The sequence below is a fragment of the Mesorhizobium sp. Cs1321R2N1 genome, assembly GCF_037179725.1.
GTDB classification, from domain to species: domain Bacteria; phylum Pseudomonadota; class Alphaproteobacteria; order Rhizobiales; family Rhizobiaceae; genus Mesorhizobium; species Mesorhizobium salmacidum.
In genome coordinates, this window is record NZ_JAPYKP010000038.1 from 15,020 (window position 1) to 35,232 (window position 20,213).

18 protein-coding genes, 1 other RNA gene and 1 pseudogene are annotated in these 20,213 nt (G+C 63.1%); 14 read left to right on the top strand and 6 right to left on the bottom strand.

What is annotated here, in order from left to right; genetic code table 11:
• Nucleotides 1-8: 8 nt before the first annotated feature.
• The 3 genes and pseudogenes from O7A61_RS12795 to O7A61_RS12805 form a co-directional block, all read right to left on the bottom strand.
• Nucleotides 9-1,876 (bottom strand): annotated as a pseudogene (locus O7A61_RS12795) (extracellular solute-binding protein).
• Nucleotides 1,876-3,753, bottom strand: coding sequence for an extracellular solute-binding protein (locus tag O7A61_RS12800; protein WP_337130094.1), 1,878 nt, complete (start codon nucleotides 3,751-3,753; stop codon nucleotides 1,876-1,878). Before O7A61_RS12800 ends, O7A61_RS12795 begins: the two are co-directional and overlap by 1 nt.
• A 162-nt stretch (nucleotides 3,754-3,915) precedes the next feature.
• Entirely contained in the window at nucleotides 3,916-4,596 is a 681-nt protein-coding gene (locus tag O7A61_RS12805) for a c-type cytochrome (RefSeq protein WP_337130095.1), read from the bottom strand.
• 193 nt (nucleotides 4,597-4,789) lie between these two features.
• On the opposite strand from O7A61_RS12805, the gene O7A61_RS12810 reads away from it, so the two are divergent.
• Both O7A61_RS12810 and O7A61_RS12815 read left to right on the top strand, forming a co-directional pair.
• Complete coding sequence (locus O7A61_RS12810) at nucleotides 4,790-5,518, top strand: 3-deoxy-manno-octulosonate cytidylyltransferase (protein ID WP_337130096.1); 729 nt, start codon at nucleotides 4,790-4,792, stop codon at nucleotides 5,516-5,518.
• Between the two features lie 9 nt (nucleotides 5,519-5,527).
• Nucleotides 5,528-6,391, top strand: coding sequence for a prephenate dehydratase (locus tag O7A61_RS12815; protein WP_337130097.1), 864 nt, complete (start codon nucleotides 5,528-5,530; stop codon nucleotides 6,389-6,391).
• Nucleotide 6,392: 1 nt separating this feature from the next.
• Here O7A61_RS12815 and O7A61_RS12820 read toward each other — a convergent pair whose 3' ends face one another.
• Genes O7A61_RS12820 through O7A61_RS12830 form a run of 3 tightly spaced genes read right to left on the bottom strand, consistent with a single transcriptional unit; the run spans nucleotide 6,393 to nucleotide 8,136 of the window.
• A complete protein-coding gene (locus tag O7A61_RS12820; RefSeq protein WP_027142075.1) occupies nucleotides 6,393-6,692 on the bottom strand; it encodes a Dabb family protein in 300 nt (99 codons plus the stop codon).
• A 27-nt stretch (nucleotides 6,693-6,719) separates the two neighbouring features.
• Nucleotides 6,720-7,664 (bottom strand): NAD(+) diphosphatase, encoded by a 945-nt coding sequence (gene nudC / locus O7A61_RS12825; RefSeq protein WP_337130098.1) that lies wholly within the window; start codon nucleotides 7,662-7,664, stop codon nucleotides 6,720-6,722.
• Nucleotides 7,665-7,716: 52 nt separating this feature from the next.
• Nucleotides 7,717-8,136, bottom strand: a complete 420-nt coding sequence (locus tag O7A61_RS12830; protein ID WP_027142073.1) for an HIT family protein — start codon at nucleotides 8,134-8,136, stop codon at nucleotides 7,717-7,719.
• A 144-nt stretch (nucleotides 8,137-8,280) separates the two neighbouring features.
• On the opposite strand from O7A61_RS12830, the gene ffs reads away from it, so the two are divergent.
• From ffs to O7A61_RS12890, 12 genes are all read left to right on the top strand, one after another.
• Nucleotides 8,281-8,377: signal recognition particle sRNA small type (ffs, locus tag O7A61_RS12835), an RNA gene on the top strand.
• A gap of 101 nt (nucleotides 8,378-8,478) precedes the next feature.
• A complete protein-coding gene (locus O7A61_RS12840) occupies nucleotides 8,479-10,308 on the top strand; it encodes a DNA polymerase III subunit gamma/tau (protein ID WP_337130099.1) in 1,830 nt (609 codons plus the stop codon).
• Between the two features lie 31 nt (nucleotides 10,309-10,339).
• Nucleotides 10,340-10,663 (top strand): YbaB/EbfC family nucleoid-associated protein, encoded by a 324-nt coding sequence (locus tag O7A61_RS12845; RefSeq protein ID WP_337130100.1) that lies wholly within the window; start codon nucleotides 10,340-10,342, stop codon nucleotides 10,661-10,663.
• Between the two features lie 15 nt (nucleotides 10,664-10,678).
• Nucleotides 10,679-11,086 (top strand): hypothetical protein, encoded by a 408-nt coding sequence (locus tag O7A61_RS12850; protein WP_337130101.1) that lies wholly within the window; start codon nucleotides 10,679-10,681, stop codon nucleotides 11,084-11,086.
• A gap of 253 nt (nucleotides 11,087-11,339) precedes the next feature.
• Complete coding sequence (locus O7A61_RS12855) at nucleotides 11,340-12,347, top strand: cell wall hydrolase (RefSeq protein ID WP_337130102.1); 1,008 nt, start codon at nucleotides 11,340-11,342, stop codon at nucleotides 12,345-12,347.
• A 77-nt stretch (nucleotides 12,348-12,424) separates the two neighbouring features.
• Complete coding sequence (gene recR / locus O7A61_RS12860; RefSeq protein ID WP_337130103.1) at nucleotides 12,425-13,030, top strand: recombination mediator RecR; 606 nt, start codon at nucleotides 12,425-12,427, stop codon at nucleotides 13,028-13,030.
• Nucleotides 13,031-13,224: 194 nt separating this feature from the next.
• Nucleotides 13,225-14,502 carry a lytic murein transglycosylase gene (locus O7A61_RS12865; protein WP_337130104.1) on the top strand — a complete coding sequence of 426 codons (1,278 nt, stop codon included), beginning with the start codon at nucleotides 13,225-13,227 and terminating at the stop codon, nucleotides 14,500-14,502.
• A gap of 262 nt (nucleotides 14,503-14,764) precedes the next feature.
• On the top strand, nucleotides 14,765-16,408 hold the full coding sequence (locus O7A61_RS12870; protein WP_027142066.1) for an ABC transporter substrate-binding protein: 1,644 nt from the start codon (nucleotides 14,765-14,767) through the stop codon (nucleotides 16,406-16,408).
• 18 nt (nucleotides 16,409-16,426) lie between these two features.
• Nucleotides 16,427-17,488 carry an ABC transporter permease gene (locus O7A61_RS12875; RefSeq protein WP_337130105.1) on the top strand — a complete coding sequence of 354 codons (1,062 nt, stop codon included), beginning with the start codon at nucleotides 16,427-16,429 and terminating at the stop codon, nucleotides 17,486-17,488.
• Between the two features lie 190 nt (nucleotides 17,489-17,678).
• A complete protein-coding gene (nikC, locus tag O7A61_RS12880) occupies nucleotides 17,679-18,605 on the top strand; it encodes a nickel transporter permease (protein ID WP_337130106.1) in 927 nt (308 codons plus the stop codon).
• Nucleotides 18,602-19,447, top strand: coding sequence for an ABC transporter ATP-binding protein (locus O7A61_RS12885; RefSeq protein WP_337130107.1), 846 nt, complete (start codon nucleotides 18,602-18,604; stop codon nucleotides 19,445-19,447). Before nikC ends, O7A61_RS12885 begins: the two co-directional genes overlap by 4 nt.
• Nucleotides 19,444-20,205, top strand: a complete 762-nt coding sequence (locus O7A61_RS12890; protein WP_337130108.1) for an ABC transporter ATP-binding protein — start codon at nucleotides 19,444-19,446, stop codon at nucleotides 20,203-20,205. The genes O7A61_RS12885 and O7A61_RS12890 overlap by 4 nt, the downstream gene beginning before the upstream one ends.
• The last annotated feature ends 8 nt before the right edge of the window (nucleotides 20,206-20,213 follow it).

The window sequence follows — 20,213 nt, forward strand, 5'->3', positions numbered from 1 at the left end:
CGAACATCTCAGCCTTTGCCAATTTTTGCCGCCTTGCCCTTATCGAACCACCACAGCGTCTCGACCGGAAAGCCGAAATCGGGCTTTTGCTCGACAAAGTCGAACATGTCCCAATAGGCGACGCGGTGATTCGCCAGGAACCAACTAGGAATCCAATCGCATCGCGCGCGCAAGACCCGGTCGAGCGCACGCATGGCCACGGTCAGGTTTTCACGGTCCTTTGCCGCGCCCACTGCGTTGATCAGCGCGTCGACCGCGGGATCGGAGATGCCCGGCAAGTTACGGGAACCGGAGACGCCGGCGGTGCTCGAATGGAAGAAGACTTCGAGATCATCGCGAGTTGGCGTCGCGCTGAACGAAAAAGCAGCAGACAAGAGGTCGAAGTCGAAACTCGCCTGTCTCGCCTGGTATTGCGCCGAATCGACCAGCCGGATCGTGGCGTCGATGCCGATCGCCTTCATATTGGCGACCCAGGGCGAATAGACCTGAACGAAGGTATCGTCGTCGACCATAAACTCGGCCGAAAGCCTGCCACCCTTGGCATTGACAACGAAGTCACCCGACCGTTTCCAGCGGGCCGCGGACAGAAGCTTTGCCGCCTGGCCAAGCAGCTTGCGGTCACGGCCGGAGCCGTCGGATGCGGGCTGGGTCACTGCCTGCCGAAGACCTCTGCCGGGAGATGGCTTCGCAGCGGCTCCAACAAAGCGAGTTCCTGCGGCGAGGGCAGCCCTTCGGCGCGAAAATCCGATTTCTCGAAGCAGGATTGCGAGCGCTCGTAGGAGCCGTAGAAGAAGTTGCGGCGAGTCCATTCGAAGTCGAAGCACAGCGCAATCGCCTGCCTCACCCTGGGATCGCGAAATTGCTCGCGCCGCTGGTTGACGGCCGTGGCCTGCATGGACGGCCGCTTCTCGGCCGGGAATTCGTGCTTGATCACCTTGCCGGCGGCCAAGGCCGGAAAGTCATAGCCGGTGGCCCAAACGCGTGACACGAATTCCTCGCGATACGTGATCTCACCCTTCTTGAAGGCTTCGAATCCGGCGTTGCGGTTCTGGTAGAACTCGATGCGGATACGGTCGAAATTGTTCTGGCCGCGATTGACCGCAAGGTCGCGGCCCCAATAGTCCGCCACCCGGTCGTATTCGATCCACGCCCCGGCCGAAAGGCGCCCCACCTTATAGGCACCTGAGCCGAGCGGCGCGTTCAATTGCGAGGAATCGAATGGATTTGCCGTGTAGAAGGCTTTGGACAGGATCGGGAATTCCACCACGTTGAGCACGGTGCGGGCGGATTGCTTGCCGGAAAAAGTAAGCCGCAGCGTGCGGTCATCGACGGCAACGGCATCGACCATATGCGTCAGCGACAGCGATAGGTCGGGATGGCCCTTCTCCTTGTAGAGCTTGAAGGTGAAGGCTGCGTCCTGCGCCGTCAGCGGCGTGCCGTCATGGAAACGCACCTCGGGCCGAAGCGAGAAGGTGAAGGCATTGCGGTCGTCGGAGAGCGTCACGCCATCCGCGATCTGGCCATAGACCGCGTCGGGTTCGTCGAGCGCTCGCACCATCAGCGCGTCGAAACACATCTCCATGCGCGGCGGCGCGTCGCCCTTGTTGGCGAAGGAGTTCAGCGTGTTGAAGGTCTGGGTATCCTGATTGTAGCCCCAATTCGGCGGCGAGAAATTGAAGATGCCGCCAACAGGCGCGTCGACATTGACATAGTCGAAATGCGGGAAATCAGGCTTGTATTTGAGATCGCCGAAGGCGGACAGACCGTGCAGCTTGGTGCCGGTCGCAATATTTGCGAAGGCTTTGCCCGGGATCAAGGCGGCGGCAGCGGCGGCGCCGCCCAAAGCCAGGAAATCGCGGCGGGGCAGCACCGCCATCAATTGCCGCCCTTGTATTTGGCCGCCAGCGCTTTTTCCTTGTCGAGATCAACCCACCAGGACTCGATATCGGCGCCCACATAGGCAGGCTGCTTGTCGGGGAACTTGAACTTGTTCCAATAGGCCAGCCAGACCGCGGAACGGTAATATTGCGGCACCACATAGAAGTTCCACAGCAGGACGCGGTCGAGTGCGTGTGTGGCGGCGACGAGATCATCGCGATCGGTGGCGAAGATGATGCGATCGACCAGCGAGTCGACGATTGGATCCTTGATGCCCATCAGGTTGCGCGAACCAGGCGCATCGGCCGCCTTGGAACTCCAGAAATCGCGCTGCTCGTTGCCAGGCGAATCCGACTGGCCGAACAGACCCGTCACGACGTCGAAATCAAAGTTGTTGACGCGGTTGATGTACTGCGTCTGGTCGATGATGCGCAGAGTAGCGTCGACGCCGATCTTGCGCAGGTTGGCTATGTAGGGGCTGGCGATCACCTGGTCCGTGTCATTCCAGCCGAGAATCTCGAACTTGAACGGTGCGCCTGTCTTGGCGTTGACCATCTTGCCGCCCTTGATGACCCATCCGGCCTTGGCGAAGAGATCGACGGCCTGCTTCAGGTACTTTCGCTCCGCTTGCGGAGAGTCGTAGACAGGCAGCTTGAATTCCTGGGTGAAGAGTTCCGGCGGCAGCTTGTCGCGGTATTTTTCCAGGATTTCCAGTTCCTTGCCCTGCGGCAATCCGCTGGATGCTAGTTCGGTACCCTGGAAATAGCTTGATGTTCGGGTATTGAAACCGAAGAACAGCGTACGATTCATGCTTTCGAAATCGAACGGTATGGTCAGTGCTTCGCGGACCAGCCGGTCTTGGAACAGCGGCCGCCTCTGGTTGAGAGCAAAGCCCTGCATCGGCTGTGGCGAGTGGGTCTGGAAATCCTTCTTGATGACGTCGCCGGCCTGGATGGCCGGGAAATTATAGGCCGTCGCCCATTTGCGGGAACTGTATTCACGGTTGATGTCTTCCAGCCCGCCCTTGGTGAAGGCAAGCCAGGCGGCATTGTCGTCGAGGATATAGGTGTATCGGCGCGTGTCGAAATTCTCGCGGCCTACCTTCACCGGCAGCTTGGCCGCCCAATAGTCCGGCACGCGCTGCCAGATGATCTCCGTGCCCGGCTTGAAGCTGGCGATCTTGTAGGCGGCCGAGCCGAGCGGGATTTCCAAGGTCGGCCTGGTGACATCGCGCTTCTTGCCGCTGGCGTCCGTGCCTTCCCACCAGTGTTTCGGCAGCACGGCAAGGTCGCCCATGATCTTGGGCAGTTCGCGGTTGCCCTTCTGGTTGAAATGGAATTCGACCTCGCGGTCGGAGATTGCCACCGCATCGGTGACGTTCTCGAAGTAGCGGCTGTATTGCGGGCTGTTCGCCTTCAGCACCTTGAACGACCAGATCACGTCGTCGACGGTGATCGGCTGGCCGTCATGCCATTTGGCGCGCGGATCGAGCCGGTACGTCGCCGAGGAATAGTCAGCCGGGTATTTGTAGGCGTCGGCGATCAGGGGATGGCTGACGCTGCCCTCATCGGTCGCCTGCTCCATCAGCGTGTCGTAGAGCAGGCCGCCGCCGAATCCGGCGAGACCTGCCGCCGGCGATCCCTGGACGATATAGGGATTGAAGCTGTCATAGGTGCCAAGCAGCACCGAATTCAGCGTGCCGCCCTTCGGCGCGTTCGGATTGACGTAGTCATAGTGTTGGAAATTGTCGCCGTATTTGGATTCGCCGATCAGCGATGAGGTGGTCCGCCACTCATCGGCCCGGGTTGCCTGCAATCCCGCCGCCAGCAAGGCCGCCGCCAACAACGACTTGAGAAGCGTTCGGCCAACCGTCATGCACTATCCTCTTCGTCATGCCTGCGGATCATCCAGACGCAATCTAGATGATTTGGCGCTCGTGAAAACCGCCATGCGCGGCTTTGTCGCCGCACCGGCGCTTTTCCTAACGAAAAAGCCGGGCAGAACCCGGCTTTTTCAAGATGATCACGGCATTTCCGGTTATTTTGCCGGTGCGGCCGGCGCAGGCGCGGCGGGAGCCACGGGTTTCGCCGGTGCGGCGCCGTCAGCCGGTTTCGCCGGAGCGGCTCCATCGGCCGGCTTGGCGGGCGCGGAGGCGTCCGCGGCGGCGCCGGGTGCTGGCAGCGGCTTGGGATTGTCCGACAGCGTGCGCAGATAGGCGATGACGTTGGCGCGGTCTTCTTCCTTCGGCAGGCCGGCAAAGCCCATCGCCGTGCCCTTCACGAATTTCTTCGGCGAAGTGATGAAGTGGTTGATGTTGTCGTAGGTCCACTTCTCGGAGCCGCCCTTGGAGAATTCCTTCATGCCGGCCGAATACGCGAAGCCTTCATGCTCGGCGACCGGGCGGTCGACGAGATCCCAAAGATCGGGGCCGACCTTGTTGGGGCCGCCCTTTTCGCCGGAGTGGCAGGCCTGGCACTTCTTGAAGATGGCAGCACCCTGGTCGACGCTGGCACTGGCTAGGAGGTCGGCGATCGGCGTTTCGGCTGCTGCCGGCGCAGCCGCGCCGCCTTCGGCAGGTTCGGTCGCCTCGATGGCGAAGCCGGGCTTTTCCGGCGCGGGCGAGGCAAACAGCGCGTCCGACACCAGGCCGACCGAGAAAACGACGAAGACAGTTCCGAGCAATCCGGCGAGCAGTTTGTTGACTTCGTTGGAATCCATTCGCCCCTTGCTCCCTTTTCCGGCGGACTGATCCGTCCATTCCGTCCGTCGGTATCGAGACCTGCCCTCCAGAGCCGGTCAAATCGGGCGGAAACTAGGTCTTTTGCTCGGGCGTTGCAACACCTATAAGGGCGCTGCCAGTGAGACCTTTTGCCACTTTTCCCCTTCTCGTTTCGGACGCCTTGCCAGACCGATGTCCACCTTGATCCTGATACCGGCCCGCATGGCCTCGACCCGCCTGCCGGGCAAGCCGCTGGCCGATATATCAGGCGCGCCGATGATCGTGCATGTCGCCCGCCGCGCGGCCGAAGCCGGCCTCGGCCGGGTGGTGGTGGCGACCGACACGCAAAGCGTGGCCGAGGCGGTGCGCGCGCAGGGTTTCGAGGCGGTGATGACGCGCATGGATCATGAGTCCGGCTCGGATCGCATCCACGAGGCGTTGGTTGCTCTTGATCCCCTGGGCAAGGTCGAAACGATCGTCAATGTGCAGGGCGACCTGCCGACCATCGATCCCGCAATCATCGCAGCCTCGCTCAGGCCGTTCGAGGACGCCATGGTCGATATCGCCACGCTCGGCGTCGAGATCGTTCGCGAGGAGGAAAAGACCAACTCCAACGTCGTCAAGATCGTCGGCTCGCCGCTCTCCGGCACGCGGTTGCGGGCGCTCTATTTCACCCGGGCCACGGCACCGTGGGGCGAGGGGCCGCTCTATCACCATATCGGTCTCTACGCCTATCGCCGCGCCGCGCTCGAGCGTTTCGTCGCGTTGAAGCCGTCGCCGCTGGAGCGCCGCGAGCGGCTGGAGCAGCTGCGGGCGCTGGAAGCCGGCATGCGCATCGACGCCGAGATCGTGCAGTCGCTGCCGCTTGGCGTCGACACGCCGCATGACCTGGAACGCGCCAGGGAAATTCTTTCAAACTGAGATATCCGCATGCCTGAAAAGACCAACAGAATATCCTTCCAGGGCGAGCCGGGCGCCAATTCCGACACCGCCTGCCGCAATGTCTATCCCTCGATGGAGCCGTTGCCGTGCCCGACTTTCGAGGACGCGTTCAATGCCGTCGAGACCGGCAAGGCCGATCTCGCCATGATTCCGATCGAGAACACCATCGCCGGACGCGTTGCCGACATCCACCATCTTCTGCCGGAATCGAGGATGCACATTGTCGGCGAATATTTCCTGCCGATCCATTTCCAGCTGATGGTGCTGCCCGGCGTCAGGCGCGACGAGATCAAGACCGTGCACACCCACATCCACGGCCTCGGCCAGTGCCGCAAGTACATCCGCAAGAACGGCTGGAAAGGGGTAGTCGCCGGCGACACGGCGGGCGCCGCCAAGATGGTCTCCGAGGTCAAGGACCGCACCATGGCCGCGCTGGCCCCGGCGCTGGCCGCGACGCTCTACGGGCTCGATATCATCGAGGAGAACGTCGAGGACACCGACAGCAACGTCACCCGCTTCGTGGTCCTGACCAAGAACAAGCAATGGGCCGAGCGCCCGGCAGCCGACGTCAAGATGATGACGACCTTCATCTTCCGCGTCCGCAACGTGCCGGCCGCGCTCTACAAGGCCATGGGCGGCTTCGCCACCAACGGCATCAACATGACCAAGCTGGAGAGCTATCAGCTCGGCGCCTTCACGGCGACGCTGTTCTACGCCGACATCGAGGGCCACCCAGACGATCCGCTGGTCAAGCTGGCGCTGGACGAGCTTCGTTTCTTCTCGCGGGAAGTGCGGATCCTCGGCGTCTATCCGGCCAGCCAGTCGCGCGAGCAGTGGAAGGTGGCGGATTGAGCTACCAGCCCAGCGGCACGTAGTCGATCTCCATGAAGGTCTCGACCTCCGGCACCCAGCGGTCGCGCACGAAGGCGACATGGTCGGGATGGTCGTTGTACCTGGTGTAGGCGGCCTGGTCGGCGAACTCCATCGAGAAGCCGAACCGATAATCGTTCTTGGGGCTGACCTGCCGCAATTGCTCGAAATGCGTGACGCCCCGGATCGCCGAGAGGATTTTCCTGGCGTCGACGAGAAATCGCTTTTCCTCCAGCGAATGCGGCGGGTGCTTCAGCGTGAAGACGACGGTGTGACGGATCATTTGTCTCTCCTGCAATGACTTCGATATTCACAATTCGCTGTCGACCCAGGCACGGATGAGGTGATGCGCGATGGCGCCTTTCGGCGGCGTGACCAGGGCGTGGGGGTGCGCACGGTCCAGCATCAGGCGCACCTCGTCGCGCAAAAACCAGCGGCAGTCCTCCAACTCGTCGAGATCGGCCTGGATGTCGTCGTTGAGCGGCTCGCCGAAGCAGCCGATCATCAGCGAATAGGGAAACGGCCAGGGTTGGCTGGCGTGGTAGACGACGCGGCCGAGCCGTATTCCGGCTTCCTCCAGCGTTTCGCGGCGCACCGCCGCCTCGATCGTCTCGCCCGGCTCGATGAAGCCGGCAAGCGCCGAATACATGCCCGGCCCGAAATGCCGGCCGCGCCCGAGCAGGCATTTCTCCCGCGTCGCCGTCAGCATGATCGCCACCGGGTCGGTGCGCGGAAAATGCTCGGTGCCGCAATTGGGGCAATGGCGTTTGTAGCCACCCGCCCGCATCTGCGATTCGGTGCCGCATTTGCTGCAGAAGCGGTGGCTGGCGTGCCAGGCCAGCAGGGCCGCCCCTTGCGCCATCGCGCCGGCGGCGGCCTCGTCGATCAGTCCTTGCATATAGACCGAGCGGTAATCGATCGCCTTGACGGTTTCAGGCAACTGTTCGGCATCGATGCCGGCCAGGACCGCCAGCACCGGCCCCTGTTCGGAAAACCCGAGCAGGACACTTTGATCGAAGGAAGGGCTGAAGGGCTCGCTCTCGGCGACGCGGTACCAAGGGTCGAAACGGCCATCCGCCAGTTTCAGGTGGAGCCGGCCGCCATTCATCAAAAGCAGCCGTGTCGTCGGATCGGCCAGCGCTTTGTCGACCGAATCGTCTGCGCGGTTCTCGGATTGCCGGTCGATCGTGTTGCCGGCAAAGCCGACGAACTGGCTCGGCTCGCGCAGGGGCGCGTCAAACAGGCGGAAGCTCATAGGGACTCTGGTGCTTTGGGATGGACATGCTTGGGATGGACACGGGGAAGGCTTATAGCGCCGCCCTTATCGTTTCGGCAAACCGGCGCAGGTCGGAAGGCTCATAGGGCTCGCGCAGGCCATGTCCCCACACCGGGCCGGGCCAGCCGGGGTCGCCCTCGGATCGTGCGATGATGTGGACATGCAGTTGGCGCACGATGTTGCCGAGCGCGCCGGTGTTGATCTTGGTGCAGCCGCTCACCTTCTTCAGCGCCTGCGCCACCATGTTGGTCTCGAAGGTCAGCATCGCCTGGTCGAGCGGCGTCATGTCGTGGATTTCCTCCGCGCCCGGGCGCTGCGGCACGAGCAGCAGCCATGGCCAGCGGCGGTCGTTCATCACACGCAATTCGCACAGCCCAAGCCACATCAACTGCTCGCTGTCAGCCTCCAGCCGGGCATCCAGCGTGAATCCGGCCTTCAGGCCCGGCAGCATCGGCGTTTCCCTTGCTTTTCTTGGCTTCCTCAAACCCTGAACGCTAAAGCGGCTGCACCGGGGCTGCAAGCGAATCTCGTGGTTCGCGGTGCCGATTTGCCTGCGCACTTGCATTTTGTCGCGCAATTGCCGATATGGACAGCGGGAGGTTGGTGGTGGACGATCCACTCGCCAACCGGGTCAGGTCCGGAAGGAAGCAGCCCTAACGAGCCCGGAACGGGTCATTGTTCCAGCCTCCCACCTCATCGCCCTCCCCGCGACATTGACGACGCATTGCAGCGCGGGCGAGACTATGCGCAGGAATCGGCGCCTTTGGGCGGCCTTTTGGAGCTTAACGGGCGAATGAGCGAAGCCGGAAATTCGGGGTCCGACAGTCTGGCGACAGGCAAGGCCGCTGCCTATCGCGTGCTGGCGCGCAAATACCGTCCGTCGAATTTCTCCGAGCTCGTGGGCCAGGAGCCGATGGTGCGCACCCTCACCAACGCCTTTGCCACTGGCCGCATTGCCCAGGCCTGGATGCTGACCGGCGTGCGCGGCGTCGGCAAGACCACGACGGCGCGCATACTGGCGCGAGCCCTGAATTATAAAACCGCCACCGTTGACCAGCCCTCGGTCGACCTCGCCGTGCTTGGCGAGCATTGCCAGGCGATCATGGAAGGCCGCCATGTCGACGTCATCGAGATGGACGCCGCCTCGCACACCGGTATCGACGACATCAGGGACATCATCGAGCGCGTGCGCTATGCGCCCGTCTCGGCCCGCTACAAGGTCTACATCATCGATGAAGTGCACATGCTGTCCACGCAGGCCTTCAACGGCCTGCTGAAGACGCTGGAAGAACCGCCGCCGCACGTCAAGTTCATCTTCGCCACCACCGAGATCCGCAAGGTTCCGATCACCGTCCTGTCGCGCTGCCAGCGTTTCGACCTGCGGCGCATCGACGCCGGCGCGCTGGTCGCGCATCTCTCCTCGATCGCCGGCAAGGAAGGCATTTCAGTCGACGATGACGCGCTGGCCATGATCGCGCGCGCTGCGGAAGGTTCCGCCCGCGATTCGCTCTCCATTCTCGACCAGGCGATCGCCCATGGCGCCGGCTCCGTCAGCGCCGAGGCCGTGCGCGCCATGCTGGGGCTCGCCGACCGCGCCCGCATCGTCGATCTGTTCGAATATGTGATGAAGGGCGATGTGGCGGCGGCACTCGGCGAATTCCGCGCGCAATACGACACCGGCGCCGATCCGGCCGCCGTGCTCACCGATCTGGCCGAGTTCAACCACCTCGTCACCCGTTTGCGCTTCGTGCCGACCGCCATGGACGATGCCTCGCTGTCGCAGGACGAGCGTCAGCGCGGCGCCGATTTCGCCAGGGCGCTTTCGGTCCGCGTGCTGTCGCGTACCTGGCAGATGCTGCTCAAGGGCATTCCCGAGGTGCAGTCCTCCAACCGGCCGGTCAGTGCCGCCGAAATGGTTTTGATCCGGCTGGCGCACGCCGCCGACCTGCCGACATTGGACGAGGCGCTGAGATCGCTGGAGAGCGGTGCTTCGACAACTGGCGCCGCGCCGCGCCCGAACGGCGCGCCCGTGAACCCCGGCAATGGCGGTGCAGGCGGCAATGGCGCCAGCGCCGTGGCGCAGGCGCGCATGCCTGGCGGGTCGGGCGGCGCGCAGACCATGCGGCTGGTCGAGGCCACGCCCGCTCCGGCCGCCTTCGTAGCGCCCCCGCAACCTGCGCCGGAGACGCAAGCCGTACCGCTGAAATCGCTGGCCGACATCGTTGCCCTCGCCGACGCGCAGCGCGACATCGCCTTCAAGGTGCTGGTCAAGCGCTGCATCCGTCTGGTGCACATCGAACCCGGCCGCATCGACGTCAGCCTGACCAATGACGCGCCCAAGATGCTGCTCAACGAGCTGACGACGAAACTGCGCGCCTGGACCGGCCGCAGCTGGCTGGTGTCGCTGTCGAAGGAAGAGGGCGGCCAGACGTTGGCCGAAATGGAATCGACGAAGCGTGAAAACGCCTTCCTCGACGCCAGGAACGACCCGACCGTGGCCGCCATCCTGGCCCGCTTTCCCGGCGCCAAGATCATCGATGTGCGCATTCCCGATACGCCGGACGCCGACGCGACCGACGCCGAAATGCCGGTCGAGCCGCCGGCCGATGACGACGAACCCTGATATCCAGCACTAATCCGCAAAGGATCGGACCATGAAAGATCTTCTCGGCCTGATGGGCAAGGCGAAGGAAATGCAGGCCAAGTTCCAGGCCATGCAGGATGAGATCGCCACGGTCGAAGCCGTCGGCCAGGCCGGCGGCGGCCTGGTCAGCATCACGTTGAGCGGAAAGTTCGACATCAAGTCGCTGAAGCTCGACCCCTCTTTGTTTAGGGAAGACGAGGTCGAAATCCTCGAGGATTTGATTCTTGCCGCGCACAATGACGCCAAGGCCAAGGTCGAGCAGATCATGCAGGAAAAGACCAAGGCGTTGACCGCCGGCCTGCCCATCCCGCCGGGAATGAAACTGCCTTTTTAGGCGTTCGGTGCGCCCATGATCGGCGAGCCGTCAGAAAGACTGATCGAGCAGCGTATCCGCAACAGGATCTACGAGATTCTGGAGATCCTCGCCGACTGCGATGCGGGTGTCGATCTCGTCGGCATCAAGGGCTACTTCAATCTCTTCGAGGATTTCGTGCACCGCCCGTCGATCGAGGCCGGCACGTCGGCGCTTTCGAAGGATGAACGCGCCATCGTGCTGGAAATCGCCGAGTTCCTGGAGGCGGCCTCCGAAACAAATCCTGATTTCACCAAGGCCGAGTTCATCGACAGCGACTGGCCGGGCAAGATCGCGCCGACGGCCAGGGAGGCGCGGGCGCTGTTTCTCAGGCGGGGCCTGTTTTCAGACACGATCGAAGAGATCGAACCCGGTTGGCCGGCAGCAATCGGCGCCGGGCGATAGACTGTTCTGGGAAGCCGTGGCGCGCTCTTCCCGGCAAAAAGCGCATGGCGTTTACCCCAGCGGAATTGCGGCAAAACGAAGAAAAGGCGGTCATCGTCCGTGTGAAATGACGGCCCGATCCATCTGGAAAGCCTCGATTTGTGTCAATTAGGCAACAGTCCGCCGTTAATAACGTTTTGGCCATCATTTTGCCCGAAAGTGTCTCATTCTTGCCGCAGCCTGGGGGCGGGCATTGAAGTGAGAGGGTTACCTGTTGATAGCCACGCGATGGAAGACGCCGCTGTTGCTCGGCGTCGTCACGTCTCCCCTTTTCTTGGCCGCTTGCAGCCAGACCACCTCGCACGGCATGTCGGTCGCCAGCCTGACCGACGCCATCACGCCGAGCTTCCTGAGTTCGCGCGCCTACAGTCATACGCCGAAGGACAGGGAATGCCTGGAACGGGCGATGTTCTTCGAATCCAACCGGTCGAGCCGGGACGGCATGATCGCCGTCGGCACGGTGGTGATGAACCGGCTGCGCTCGGGCAATCATGGCAGCACCATCTGCCAGGTGGTGGGTGAGCCCGGGCAGTTCGCGCCGGGCGTCATGACCAGGGCGATGAATTCACGTGCAATGCCCGATGTCGAGGAGGCCGCCGACGCCGTGCTCAAGGGCGAGCGCAAGGCCAAGCTCAAGAACACGATGTATTTCCACACCGCCGGCCTGCGCTTCCCCTACAAGAACATGCACTACACCATGGTTGCCGGCGGCAATGCCTTCTACGAAAAGCGCGGCCGCAACTGGCAGCCGCTGCCGGATGAGCCTATGGTCGCGTCGGCCGAGTCGCCAGCCGCGTTGCCGGGAGTACCCGCGACGCGTGTCGCGTCCGTCGAGATGGTGCGCCCGGCCAAGGCGACCGCCCGCAATGCTCCGGCAGAACAGGTCTACATGACCGCAGCGGCGGAACCGGCGGCCAAGCCGGCGCCCGCCCGCACTGCCCCCGCGCAGCAGACCTATCTGACCGCTTCCGTGGCGCCGTCGGCAAAGTCCGCGCGAGTCCAGGCGAAGCCGATCGAAATTGCGATGCAGGAGCCGATGGAAGAGCCTGATGCCGCCCGTTTTGGCGGAACCTTGAACAGCGGAACCTCGAACAAAAGGGTCATCTCCTCGGTCCAGGACGCTCCGCAGGAAGCATCGATGGGATTCCAGTCGACGCCTGAGAACACCGACGCCATAGGCGCGATGATCGTCAGCCAGGGTCGCCCGCTCGAAACCAACTGATTCTTGCATGGCAGCATGGCGGACCGTGCGTCGACAGGGATGTTTCAAACCGCTCTGAAAAATCCTAGATCAGTGCGATGTCCAAGCGAATCGCAGGTCCCGAGATTGAACGCCTGATCCAGCTTCTGGCCAAGGTGCCGGGGCTTGGCCCCCGTTCGGCCAGGCGCGCGGCGCTGCACCTGATCAAGAAGAAGGAACAATTGCTGTCGCCGCTCGCCGCCGCCATGGGCGAGGCCGCCGACAAGGTGCGCATCTGCTCGACCTGCGGCAATGTCGACACCTCTGACCCCTGCATGATCTGCACGGACACACGCCGCGATGCCGCCACCCTGATCGTCGTCGAGGACGTCTCGGATCTCTGGGCGCTGGAGCGGGCGGCGGCGATGAATGTGCGCTACCATGTGCTCGGCGGCACGCTGTCGCCGCTCGACGGCATCGGCCCCGACCAGCTCAACATCCGCTCACTGATCGACCGCATAGCCGGCGGCGAGGTCAAGGAGGTCATCCTCGCCGTCAACGCGACGGTCGAGGGCCAGACCACCGCGCACTACCTCACCGATCAGCTCTCCGGCTTCGAGGTCAAGATAACGCGTCTGGCGCACGGCGTGCCGGTCGGCGGTGAGCTCGACTATCTCGACGAAGGCACGCTGGCCGCCGCGCTGCGCTCGCGGACGGCGTTTTGACCAGATCGGCGGAGAGGATGCGCACGATGACCGTCACGCATCATTCGAAGCAGGTGGTGCACGCCCCCCTCTGTCCTGCCGGACATCTCCCCCTCAAGTGGGGAGATCGCCAGATTTGGCTGCGGTCGCTGATTTTCAACACTGCAAGATTGGCGGCAAGGTCGAAGCTGCCAATCTCCCCCCTTGAGGGGGAGATGTCCGGCAGGACAGAGGGGGGCGCCACAGAACGCGGCATTCGCAAATGCAGCTTGGTGTTCTTTCTGGCCGCACTCCTCGCCGTCTTCCTCACCATCCCCGCATCCGCCGCCAAGATCGACGACCAGTTCCGCGCCTGGCTCCAATCCGACCTCTGGCCCGACGCCAAGGCGAAAGGTATTTCCAAACGCACGTTCGACGCCGCGTTCACCGGCATCGAGCCCAATCTCGATCTCCCTGACCTTGTCTTGCCAGGCGAGAAGCCGAAGACGCCGCAAAAGCAGCACCAGGCCGAGTTCGGTTCGCCCGGCGCCTATTTTGCCGAGAAGACGGTTCGTGCGGTGACATCGGGTGGACGCACCCGCGAAGCCGCCAATGCCGGCACGCTTGCCGCGATCGAAAAGCGTTACGGCGTGCCGGGTGAAATCCTTCTGGCGATCTGGGGCCGCGAGACCGGATTCGGCGCGGCGAAGATGCCCTACGACGCCTTCGAGGTGCTGGGCACCAAGGCGTTCATGTCGACGAAAAAGGATTTCTTCCGCACCGAGCTGCTGGCGGCGCTGGAAATCGTCGAACGCGGGCTGGCCCCGGTCGGCGCGATGAAATCGTCCTGGGCCGGCGCGCTCGGCCAGCCGCAATTCATGCCGACCTCTTTCCTGAAACATGCTGTGGATTTCGACGGCGACGGCCGCGTCGACATCTGGAATTCGACGCCTGACGTGCTGGCCTCGATCGCCAATTACCTTGTCCATTATGGCTGGCTGAGGGGACGCGGTTGGGGTTTCGAGGTGACCGTGCCTCAGAGCGTCTCCTGTTCGCTGGAAGGCCCGGACCAGGGCAAAAAAATTTCGCAATGGGCCGCCATGGGCATCAAGCGCGTGGGCGGCAAAGCGTTCCCGGCGAGCGAGCTGAAGACGGAAGGTTTCCTGCTGATGCCGGCCGGCCGCAGCGGCCCGGCCTTCATCGCCACCCCCAATTTCTACGTGCTGAAGGAATACAACACCAGCGACCTCTATGCGCTGTTCATCGGTCACGGCGCCGACCGGATTGCCCATGGCGATCAGAATTTTTCCGGTAGCTGGGGTCCGGTGGGCGATCTCCACCGCTCCGATATCGCCGCCTTGCAGCGGACCCTTGAAGTCAAGGGCTATGATGTTGGCAGCGCCGACGGCCTGCCTGGCTTCAAGACCCGCCGCTCGATCGGCAGATGGCAGGAAAAGAATGGTCAGGCGGCCACCTGTTTTCCTGATGCCGGTCTGGTCGCCGCGCTGAAATAGCTTCGAAATTTTAGCAGATTTTTCACGATCCGCGGCGTCATTTGGCCGGCGCATGCGTCGACACGCCGCCGTGCATTCTGCTCCACTGAGGCTGTCTCGCAAATCCTCGTTGCCGGGCCGGGTGTCGCCGGATAAGGTATTGACCAACTGGACAAAAACCACGACGTTGGTGGCTCAGAGGCTCTCGTCGAGCCTTGAAAGAACACCGCAACCCTGAGCCGGGAACTCAGGTCAACAAACAACAAAACAGGGAACAATCACCATGATGATGGAAAAGCTTGCTCTACGATCCCGCACCTTGCTTGCGGGCGCCGCGGTGTCGGCGCTGCTTCTGGCCGGCGCGCCGGCTGGCGCGGTCACGCCCGCCGACACGCTAGTCGAAGGTTTTGCCATCGACGACATCATCTCGATGGATCCGGGCGAGGCGTTCGAGCTGTCGACCGCCGAAGTCACCGGCAACACCTATGACCTTCTTGTCCGCCTCGACCTCAGCGACACCTCCAAGGTCAAGCCCGATCTCGCCGAAAGCTGGACCGTCTCCGACGATGGCCTGACCTATACGTTCAAGCTCAAGCCGGGCCTGAAATTCGCTTCCGGCAACCCGATCACCGCCGCCGACGTCGCCTGGTCTTTCGAGCGTGCCGTCAAGCTGGACAAAAGCCCGGCCTTCATCATCGATCAGTTCGGCATTAGCGGCGACAACGTCACCGAAAAGGCCAAGGCGGTCGACGACACGACCTTCCAGTTCACCGTCGACAAGGCTTACGCGCCAAGTTTCGTCCTGAACTGCCTGTCGGCCACCGTCGCCTCCGTTGTCGACGCCAAGCTGGTCAAGGAACATGTCGCGGCGGTGACGCCGAGCGCCGACTACAAATGGGATAATGACTTCGGCAATGCCTGGCTGAAGACAGGCTATGCCGGCTCGGGCGCCTACAAGCTGCGTGAATGGCGTGCCAACGAGGCGGTCGTCATGGAGCGCAACGACAATTATTACGGCGAAAAGGCCAAGCTCGCCCGCGTCATCTACCGCAACATGAAGGAAAGCTCGGCCCAGCGCCTGGCGCTTGAAGCCGGCGACATCGACGTTGCCCGCAACCTCGAGCCGAACGACCTCGACGCCATCGCCAAGAACGCCGACCTCACCACCACCAGCGCGCCGAAAGGCACCGTCTACTACATCAGCCTCAACCAGAAGAACCCGAACCTCGCCAAACCCGAGGTCCGTCAGGCCTTCAAATACCTTGTCGACTATGATGCCTTGAGCTCGACCATCCTCAAGGGCATCGGCGAAATCCACCAGACCTTCCTGCCCAAGGGCGTGCTCGGCGAACTGGACGAAAACCCGTTCAAGCTCGACGTCGCCAAGGCCAAGGAACTGCTGGCCAAGGCAGGCCTGCCCGACGGCTTCAGCGTCACGATGGATGTACGCACCGGCCAGCCGACCACCGGCATGGCGGAATCGATCCAGCAGACGCTCGGCCAGGCTGGCATCAAGCTGGAGATCATTCCGGGTGACGGCAAGCAGACGCTGACCAAATACCGCGCCCGCAACCACGACATTTATATCGGCAATTGGGGCCAGGACTATTTCGATCCGAACTCCAACGCGCAGACCTTTGCCTCGAACCCGGATAATTCGGATGCAGGCAAGTCCCACACGCTCGCCTGGCGCAATAGCTGGGACATTCCGGATCTGACCAAGGAAACGGAAGCGGCACTCCTGGAGAAGGATTCGGGCAAGCGCGCCGATATGTACAAGGATCTTGAGAAAAAGATTCTCGACACCAGCCCCTTCGTCATCATCCACCAGCAGCTGGAAGTCGCGGGTCTGCGCAAGAACCTCAAGGGCTTCGCGCTCGGTCCGAGCTTCGACACCAACTTCGTCGGGCCGGTTTCCAAGGAATAGTGTTCGCGGACACGCCGCATGAGCGCGATTGAAAAAAAGGGCGGGCGCGGCAGCGCCCGCGCCGTCGCCCTTGCATCATCGCTCGGCCGTTTCCTGGTCATTGCGGTGACCACCTATCTTGGTCTTCTCGCGGTCACCTTCTTCATTGGCCGCGTCATCCCGATCGACCCGGTGCTCGCCGTTCTGGGCGACCGGGCACCCGCCAATGTCGTTGAGCGCACGCGCCGCGAGATGGGCCTCGACCTGCCGTTGATCGAGCAGTTCTATATCTATGTGAAACATGCGCTGAGCGGCGATTTCGGTATCTCGGTGCTGACCACAAACCCTGTCATGACCGACATCCGCCGCGCTCTTCCCGCAACGACGGAACTTGCGACATTGGGGACACTGATCGGCGCGCTGTTCGGTGTGCCGCTCGGGGTGCTGGCCGCGGTCAAACGCGGCAGTCTCATCGATCAGATCGTGCGCATCATCGGCCTGATCGGCTATTCCGTACCCATCTTCTGGCTGGGTCTGCTGGGTTTGGTGCTGTTCTACGCCAAGCTGCAGTGGGTGGCCTTCCCTGCACGGCTCGACATCGTCTACGAATACACTTTCACGCCGATCACCGGTTTCTACCTGCTCGACTCCGCGATGCAGGGACAGTGGGACGTCTTTTACGATGCCTTCCGTCACATCATCCTGCCGGCCTCGCTTCTCGGCTATTTCTCGCTCGCCTATATCAGCCGCATGACGCGCTCGTTCATGCTCAATGAGCTCGCCCAGGAATATGTCGTCGCGGCGCGCGCCAAGGGCCTGTCGGAAACGCGCATCATCTGGGGCCACGCGTTGCGCAATGCCGCCGTGCCGATGGTGACCGTGATCGCGCTGTCCTATGCCGGGCTGCTCGAGGGCTCGGTACTCACCGAGACCGTCTTCTCCTGGCCGGGCATCGGCCTCTACATCACCAACTCGCTGCAGAACGCCGACATGAACGCGGTGCTCGGCGGTACCATCGTCATCGGCTCGGTGTTCATCGGCATCAACCTTCTGTCCGACCTGCTCTACCGTGTGCTCGACCCGAGGACCAAGACAGGATGAGTAGAGGTAGTTCGGGCTTGGCCGCGGCCAGTCACCCTCACTCCGGCCCTTCGGGCCACCTCTCCCCCTGCCCGGGGGAGAGGAAAAGGCGATCGCATGCTTGGCGCCTTTCCTCTCCCCCGTCGAACCGGGGAGAGGTGGTCTGCGAAGCAGACCGGAGTAGGGGTCGACAGCTTCAAGGGGCATCGTCATGACCGTCTCCGACGCCGGCCCCTACTCCCGTCGCGCATGGTTGCTGTCGGAGCGGCCGGCATCGCGCATGCAGGCAAGGCTCGGCCGCGCCTACGTCGCGTGGCGGCGCTTTTCCGCCAATCGTCTGGCCTTTGTCGGTCTGCTGATCATCATCGCCCTGCTGCTCGTCGCCGCCCTTGCCGGTGTGCTGGCGCCGTATTCGCCGACCTTCGGTGACTTGAAGAACGCGCGGCTGCTGGCGCCGAGTGCGCAACACTGGTTCGGCACCGACGACCTCGGCCGCGACATCCTTTCGCGCATTCTCTACGGTTCGCGTTGGACCCTCTATGTGGTCATTCTGGTCGCCATCATCGCGGCTCCCATCGGTCTTCTGGTCGGCACCGTCGCCGGCTATGCCGGCGGCTGGACCGATGCCATCCTGATGCGCATCACCGACATCTTCCTCGCTTTCCCCAAGCTGATCCTGGCGCTGGCCTTTGTCGCCGCCCTCGGTCCCGGCATTGAGAACGCGGTGCTCGCCATCGCCATCACCTCCTGGCCGCCCTATGCCCGAATTGCCCGCGCGGAAACGCTGACCGTGCGCAATTCGGATTACATCAAGGCGGTGCAACTGATGGGCGCCTCGCCCTTCCGCATCGTGCTGCGCCACATCATGCCGCTCTGCATCTCCTCGCTGATCATCCGCGTCACGCTCGATATGGCCGGCATCATCCTGACCGCCGCCGGCCTCGGCTTCCTCGGCCTTGGCGCGCAGCCGCCGCTGCCCGAATGGGGCACCATGATCGCGTCGGGGCGCCGCTTCGTGCTCGACCAATGGTGGGTGGCCGGTGCGCCGGGCTTCGCCATCCTCATCGTCAGCCTCGGCTTCAACCTGCTTGGCGACGGCCTGCGCGACGCACTCGATCCCCGGAGCGGTGACCAATGAGCGGCCAGACGGGGACACTGCTTGAGGTAGATGATCTGCGGGTCACCTTTCCGACCCGTACCGGCATGATCGAGGCGGTGCGCGGCGTCTCCTTTTCGCTCGGCCGCGAACGGCTCGGCATTGTCGGCGAGTCCGGCTCGGGCAAGTCGCAGACGGGCCGCGCCATCATGGGCCTGACACCGCCGCAGGCCCGGATATCAGCCAGCAAATTGACCTTCGACGGCATCGACCTGCTCGGCGTCTCGCCACGCCAACGCCGGGCGCTGCGCGGCAACCGCATCGCCATGATCCTGCAGGATCCGAAATATTCGCTCGACCCGGTGATGAGCATCGGCCGCCAGATCGTCGAGACTTTGCACACCCATGGAAAGGTCGGTAAGGCCGAGGCGCGCGAGCGCGCGCTGGCCATGCTGGAGGCGGTGCAGATCCGCGATCCCAAACGTGTCTTCGACCTGCATCCGCACGAAGTGTCCGGCGGCATGGGTCAGCGCGCCATGATCGCCATGATGCTGATCGCCGGGCCGGAAATGATGATCGCCGACGAGCCGACCTCGGCGCTTGACGTCACGGTGCAGCTCGACGTGCTCGGCATTCTCGACAGGCTGGTCGCAGAGCGCGGCATGGGGCTGATCTTCATCTCGCACGACCTGCGCCTGGTCTCGTCCTTCTGTGACCGCGTCATCGTCATGTATGCCGGCAAGGTGGTCGAGCAGCTCAAGGCTTCGGAACTCAGCCAGGCGCAGCATCCCTACACGCGCGGCCTGCTCAACTGCATGCCCAAGATCGGCGCCGACCGTCACCCGCTGCCGGTGCTCGACCGCAAGCCGGAGTGGGCGGCATGACTTCCGCGATTGCCGTCGACAGGCTGGAGGTGCTCTTCGACCGCTTCCGCGCGTTGAAGGGCGTCAGCCTCGATGTGCAGCCGGGTGAATCCTTCGGCCTGGTCGGTGAATCCGGCTCAGGCAAATCGACACTGCTGCGAGCCATAGCCGGCCTTGCGCCGGTCGCATCGGGCAGCATCACCGTCAACGGCAAGACGCTCGGCACGCGCCGCGACAAGGCTTTTTACCGCGAAGTGCAGATGGTTTTTCAGGATCCGTATGGCTCGCTGCATCCGCGCCAGACCGTCGACCGCCTGCTGCAGGAGCCGCTTGCCATCCACGGCTTTGCCGATGGCGAAAAGCGGATTGAACGCGCACTCGACGAGGTTGGCCTCGGCAACGGTTTTCGCTTCCGCTACGCGCACCAATTATCGGGCGGCCAGCGCCAGCGCGTGGCGATCGCGCGCGCGCTCATCCTCGAGCCCTCGATCCTGCTGCTCGACGAGCCGACCTCGGCGCTCGACGCCTCGGTGCAGGCCGAAGTGCTCAACCTGCTGGAGGAAGTCCGTCGGCGGCGCAAGCTGACCTTCCTGATGGTCAGCCACGACCTCGCCATCATCACCCACATGTGCGAGCGGCTGATGGTGATGCAGGGCGGCGAGGCGGTGGAGAATTTGGTGGCGAACGACCTCGTCGAGCGCCGCGTGACGAAGGATTATACGCGCAACCTGCTCAGGGCGAGCGACGGGTTTGTGAGAACCGCCTCCGAGCAAGTTTGACGATAGTT